Raw genomic sequence first — 5385 nt, forward strand, 5'->3', positions numbered from 1 at the left:
GGCACTGTTGCAAAGTTAGCGATGAGGCAGCCTTTTGTCTTATTCAAAGGCCTTACATTTCAAAAACTCTGCTTACCAGGCGCATTTCGCCCAGGGGATCACCATAATAAAATGCTGAGGCCTGGCCTTTGCGTAGTGCACGCATCACCTCAATACCTTTGATGGTGGCGTAAGCCGTCTTCATGGATTTAAATCCCAGCGTGGCGCCGATTATCCGTTTCAGTTTGCCATGATCGCATTCAATCACGTTGTTCCGGTACTTAATCTGTCGGTGTTCAACGTCAGACGGGCACCGGCCTTCGCGTTTGAGCAGAGCAAGCGCGCGACCATAGGCGGGCGCTTTATCCGTGTTGATGAATCGCGGGATCTGCCACTTCTTCACGTTGTTGAGGATTTTACCCAGAAACCGGTATGCAGCTTTGCTGTTACGACGGGAGGAGAGATAAAAATCGACAGTGCGGCCCCGGCTGTCGACGGCCCGGTACAGATACGCCCAGCGGCCATTGACCTTCACGTAGGTTTCATCCATGTGCCACGGGCAAAGATCGGAAGGGTTACGCCAGTACCAGCGCAGCCGTTTTTCCATTTCAGGCGCATAACGCTGAACCCAGCGGTAAATCGTGGAGTGATCGACATTCACTCCGCGTTCAGCCAGCATCTCCTGCAGCTCACGGTAACTGATGCCGTATTTGCAGTACCAGCGTACGGCCCACAGAATGATGTCACGCTGAAAATGCCGGCCTTTGAATGGGTTCATGTGCAGCTCCATCAGCAAAAGGGGATGATAAGTTTATCACCACCGACTATTTGCAACAGTGCCCATAGGCTTCATCAGCGCCTGACTGGCGAGCACGATTCCGGCCCTAGCCGCAGGATCGCGCAGGACGACCTAGTTACGAACCAGGCCGAGTGTTCCTGACATCCATCGGCACCATAGTTCTGCTTATCCGGCACGCGCGCGTCAGGGGTGTGGTGAACTACAAAGCAGACCCGTTGAGGTTATCAGTTCGATGCACAATCAGCAGCGCATAAAATATGCACAAGAACAGGAGCACCCTTCGCATTAAGCTGTGGTGGTAACAAGTAGTGCCGGGCTACCATCAGCGAGCATGATGCGCTCCCACAGCATTCGCCTTGGCAGTATGGAAGTTCCTCGCTCCAGTTCGGGCCGGTATCCACCTCGAGTGACCCCAGCCGCCCCTCATGCCAACCGAGCCCATTAAGCGCAGAGTCGGCCGCAACTATCTCGGGGACGCATAAACACGCAGCGATTTACCAAGGAGTTCGGCTAGGTCAATCCGCAATTCCCTTTGCCTGGCCGGAGATGCCGCGAGCAAACAATGTGTCCGGTCGCTACCAGATGGACTTTGTGGGCGGAGGATTGCACCAGACGCTTCAGCGCAGCGTCGTACGATGAATCGGAAGGCCCGGTAAGCAATTGAAGAACCGCTGACCACCTCCCATCCGACAATGCAAGGGTGCCCCGCTCCCAGCGCGACACGGTTGCCTGATCCACACCCATTAATTCAGCTAGGTGACTTTGCTTCATATGACGAAGCAACCGCGCCCTCCGCACCTGCCGCCCCCTGTCATTCGTCAACATTCTTCAGCACCTCAATGTCGTTCGTAGTGAGCCTCATTTTTTCAAGACCGCCGATGATGAGAGCCAGGCCTCGCTCGAATGCCGCGTCCGGACCGCCTTCGTAGACGATTTTCATCGCGCTCTGTAGGCGCGCCGGCATCGTAGACGCTGAGGTGGTCAACTGATCTTCGCCCCGCTCCTCGGCGTCTGCCTCGCTAGCTTGCTGCTCAAGAACAGCGCCGACGGTGAAGTAGCTGATTGCCATCAACGCATAGGTCGCGTCACCTGCCGAAAAGCCAGCATCGCAAAGGAAGCGAAGCTGCGCGTCGGCTTTTTCCATCTGCGGCGCGGCTGGCCGCGTCCCGGCATGAATACGCGCGCCATCGCGATAAGCGAGCAACGCCCGTCGAAAACTGCATGCATTGCCCTTCAGGAACGAACGCCAGTCGTCGTCATCCCTTGGCGTCGAATGCGTGTGATTTATCGTCAGCATGGCTTCGGCAAGTGCGTCGAGCAACGCACGCTTGTTCTTGAAATGCCAGTAGAGCGCTGGCTGTTGCACCCCGAGGCGCTCAGCCAGTCGGCGCGTCGTTAGACCTTCCATGCCCACGTCGTTAAGCAGTTCGAGCGCGGTTCGGATCACGGCCTCGCGTTGGAGCTTGTTCATTCGCGAATTCTCATGTTTGACAGCTTATCATCGATAAGCTTTAATGCGGTAGTTTATCACAGTTAAATTGCTAACGCAGTCAGGCACCGTGTATGAAATCTAACAATGCGCTCATCGTCATCCTCGGCACCGTCACCCTGGATGCTGTAGGCATAGGCTTGGTTATGCCGGTACTGCCGGGCCTCTTGCGGGATATCGTCCATTCCGACAGCATCGCCAGTCACTATGGCGTGCTGCTAGCGCTATATGCGTTGATGCAATTTCTATGCGCACCCGTTCTCGGAGCACTGTCCGACCGCTTTGGCCGCCGCCCAGTCCTGCTCGCTTCGCTACTTGGAGCCACTATCGACTACGCGATCATGGCGACCACACCCGTCCTGTGGATCCTCTACGCCGGACGCATCGTGGCCGGCATCACCGGCGCCACAGGTGCGGTTGCTGGCGCCTATATCGCCGACATCACCGATGGGGAAGATCGGGCTCGCCACTTCGGGCTCATGAGCGCTTGTTTCGGCGTGGGTATGGTGGCAGGCCCCGTGGCCGGGGGACTGTTGGGCGCCATCTCCTTGCATGCACCATTCCTTGCGGCGGCGGTGCTCAACGGCCTCAACCTACTACTGGGCTGCTTCCTAATGCAGGAGTCGCATAAGGGAGAGCGTCGACCGATGCCCTTGAGAGCCTTCAACCCAGTCAGCTCCTTCCGGTGGGCGCGGGGCATGACTATCGTCGCCGCACTTATGACTGTCTTCTTTATCATGCAACTCGTAGGACAGGTGCCGGCAGCGCTCTGGGTCATTTTCGGCGAGGACCGCTTTCGCTGGAGCGCGACGATGATCGGCCTGTCGCTTGCGGTATTCGGAATCTTGCACGCCCTCGCTCAAGCCTTCGTCACTGGTCCCGCCACCAAACGTTTCGGCGAGAAGCAGGCCATTATCGCCGGCATGGCGGCCGACGCGCTGGGCTACGTCTTGCTGGCGTTCGCGACGCGAGGCTGGATGGCCTTCCCCATTATGATTCTTCTCGCTTCCGGCGGCATCGGGATGCCCGCGTTGCAGGCCATGCTGTCCAGGCAGGTAGATGACGACCATCAGGGACAGCTTCAAGGATCGCTCGCGGCTCTTACCAGCCTAACTTCGATCATTGGACCGCTGATCGTCACGGCGATTTATGCCGCCTCGGCGAGCACATGGAACGGGTTGGCATGGATTGTAGGCGCCGCCCTATACCTTGTCTGCCTCCCCGCGTTGCGTCGCGGTGCATGGAGCCGGGCCACCTCGACCTGAATGGAAGCCGGCGGCACCTCGCTAACGGATTCACCACTCCAAGAATTGGAGCCAATCAATTCTTGCGGAGAACTGTGAATGCGCAAACCAACCCTTGGCAGAACATATCCATCGCGTCCGCCATCTCCAGCAGCCGCACGCGGCGCATCTCGGGCAGCGTTGGGTCCTGGCCACGGGTGCGCATGATCGTGCTCCTGTCGTTGAGGACCCGGCTAGGCTGGCGGGGTTGCCTTACTGGTTAGCAGAATGAATCACCGATACGCGAGCGAACGTGAAGCGACTGCTGCTGCAAAACGTCTGCGACCTGAGCAACAACATGAATGGTCTTCGGTTTCCGTGTTTCGTAAAGTCTGGAAACGCGGAAGTCCCCTACGTGCTGCTGAAGTTGCCCGCAACAGAGAGTGGAACCAACCGGTGATACCACGATACTATGACTGAGAGTCAACGCCATGAGCGGCCTCATTTCTTATTCTGAGTTACAACAGTCCGCACCGCTGCCGGTAGCTATTGACTATCCGGCTGCACTAGCCCTGCGTCAGATGGCTCTGATCCAAGGCAAACTGCCAAAATATCTGCTGGCACCGGAAGTCAGCGCCCTGCACCATTATGTTCCGGATCTGCATCGCAGGATGCTGCTGGCTACCCTGTGGAACACCTACATCTGTATTAACGAAGCGCTGGCATTGACCCTGAGTGATTTTTCTCTGGTGCCGCCTTATCACTGTTGAAGGCCACCGCTCATCACGCGTTTGCTGACATTGAGCCCTGCCGGCCGATCGGCCTGAGACTCTCAGCACAGGAGACGGCGGGTGACGAGCGTATACTTTTTCGACGCTTGGTTGCGGTCGCGCTAGGCGTGGCCGCCGACGAACCCGCTGGTGTCGCCCTTGCGGAGCAGCGCAAGGCGGACCTTGCCACGACATCCCCTCGCCCGCCGATCGTCTAAATTCGTCGAGGTTAAGAAATTCCCGCTCCGGCGAGGCCATCACCATCACCGGCGTCAGGTAGTGGACATGGCAGCAGCGCACGCAGGGGCACTGTTGCAAAGTTAGCGATGAGGCAGCCTTTTGTCTTATTCAAAGGCCTTACATTTCAAAAACTCTGCTTACCAGGCGCATTTCGCCCAGGGGATCACCATAATAAAATGCTGAGGCCTGGCCTTTGCGTAGTGCACGCATCACCTCAATACCTTTGATGGTGGCGTAAGCCGTCTTCATGGATTTAAATCCCAGCGTGGCGCCGATTATCCGTTTCAGTTTGCCATGATCGCATTCAATCACGTTGTTCCGGTACTTAATCTGTCGGTGTTCAACGTCAGACGGGCACCGGCCTTCGCGTTTGAGCAGAGCAAGCGCGCGACCATAGGCGGGCGCTTTATCCGTGTTGATGAATCGCGGGATCTGCCACTTCTTCACGTTGTTGAGGATTTTACCCAGAAACCGGTATGCAGCTTTGCTGTTACGACGGGAGGAGAGATAAAAATCGACAGTGCGGCCCCGGCTGTCGACGGCCCGGTACAGATACGCCCAGCGGCCATTGACCTTCACGTAGGTTTCATCCATGTGCCACGGGCAAAGATCGGAAGGGTTACGCCAGTACCAGCGCAGCCGTTTTTCCATTTCAGGCGCATAACGCTGAACCCAGCGGTAAATCGTGGAGTGATCGACATTCACTCCGCGTTCAGCCAGCATCTCCTGCAGCTCACGGTAACTGATGCCGTATTTGCAGTACCAGCGTACGGCCCACAGAATGATGTCACGCTGAAAATGCCGGCCTTTGAATGGGTTCATGTGCAGCTCCATCAGCAAAAGGGGATGATAAGTTTATCACCACCGACTATTTGCAACAGTGCC

General features: G+C 56.9%; 7 protein-coding genes. 2 read left to right on the top strand and 5 right to left on the bottom strand.

Annotation, left to right across the window (positions count from 1 at the left end; translation table 11 throughout):
- Positions 1 to 52 precede the first annotated feature (52 nt).
- From AB5Y81_RS20805 to tetR(C), 3 genes are all read right to left on the bottom strand, one after another.
- Positions 53 to 757, bottom strand: a complete 705-nt coding sequence (locus tag AB5Y81_RS20805) for an IS6-like element IS26 family transposase (protein WP_001067855.1) — start codon at positions 755 to 757, stop codon at positions 53 to 55.
- 531 nt (positions 758 to 1288) lie between these two features.
- The gene (locus AB5Y81_RS20810; RefSeq protein ID WP_061342203.1) at positions 1289 to 1603 is read right to left on the bottom strand and encodes a helix-turn-helix transcriptional regulator; all 315 of its coding nucleotides are present in this window, start codon (positions 1601 to 1603) and stop codon (positions 1289 to 1291) included.
- Positions 1590 to 2249, bottom strand: coding sequence for a tetracycline resistance transcriptional repressor TetR(C) (tetR(C), locus tag AB5Y81_RS20815; RefSeq protein WP_001038045.1), 660 nt, complete (start codon positions 2247 to 2249; stop codon positions 1590 to 1592). Before tetR(C) ends, AB5Y81_RS20810 begins: the two co-directional genes overlap by 14 nt.
- Before the next feature lie 92 nt (positions 2250 to 2341).
- On the opposite strand from tetR(C), the gene tet(C) reads away from it, so the two are divergent.
- A complete protein-coding gene (gene tet(C), locus AB5Y81_RS20820) occupies positions 2342 to 3532 on the top strand; it encodes a tetracycline efflux MFS transporter Tet(C) (protein ID WP_001297013.1) in 1191 nt (396 codons plus the stop codon).
- Positions 3533 to 3587: 55 nt separating this feature from the next.
- Here the strand turns inward: tet(C) and AB5Y81_RS20825 are convergent, their stop codons facing one another.
- Positions 3588 to 3716, bottom strand: coding sequence for a type VI secretion protein (locus AB5Y81_RS20825; RefSeq protein ID WP_001260374.1), 129 nt, complete (start codon positions 3714 to 3716; stop codon positions 3588 to 3590).
- A 265-nt stretch (positions 3717 to 3981) separates the two neighbouring features.
- Here AB5Y81_RS20825 and AB5Y81_RS20830 point away from each other — a divergent pair, with 265 nt between their 5' ends.
- A complete protein-coding gene (locus AB5Y81_RS20830) occupies positions 3982 to 4260 on the top strand; it encodes a tyrosine-type recombinase/integrase (protein ID WP_000015696.1) in 279 nt (92 codons plus the stop codon).
- Positions 4261 to 4617: 357 nt separating this feature from the next.
- Here AB5Y81_RS20830 and AB5Y81_RS20835 read toward each other — a convergent pair whose 3' ends face one another.
- Positions 4618 to 5322, bottom strand: coding sequence for an IS6-like element IS26 family transposase (locus tag AB5Y81_RS20835; protein WP_001067855.1), 705 nt, complete (start codon positions 5320 to 5322; stop codon positions 4618 to 4620).
- Positions 5323 to 5385 lie beyond the last annotated feature (63 nt).

It is taken from the genome of Aeromonas sp. s2, from assembly GCF_040907935.1.
Taxonomy (GTDB): Bacteria; Pseudomonadota; Gammaproteobacteria; order Enterobacterales; family Aeromonadaceae; genus Aeromonas; species Aeromonas dhakensis.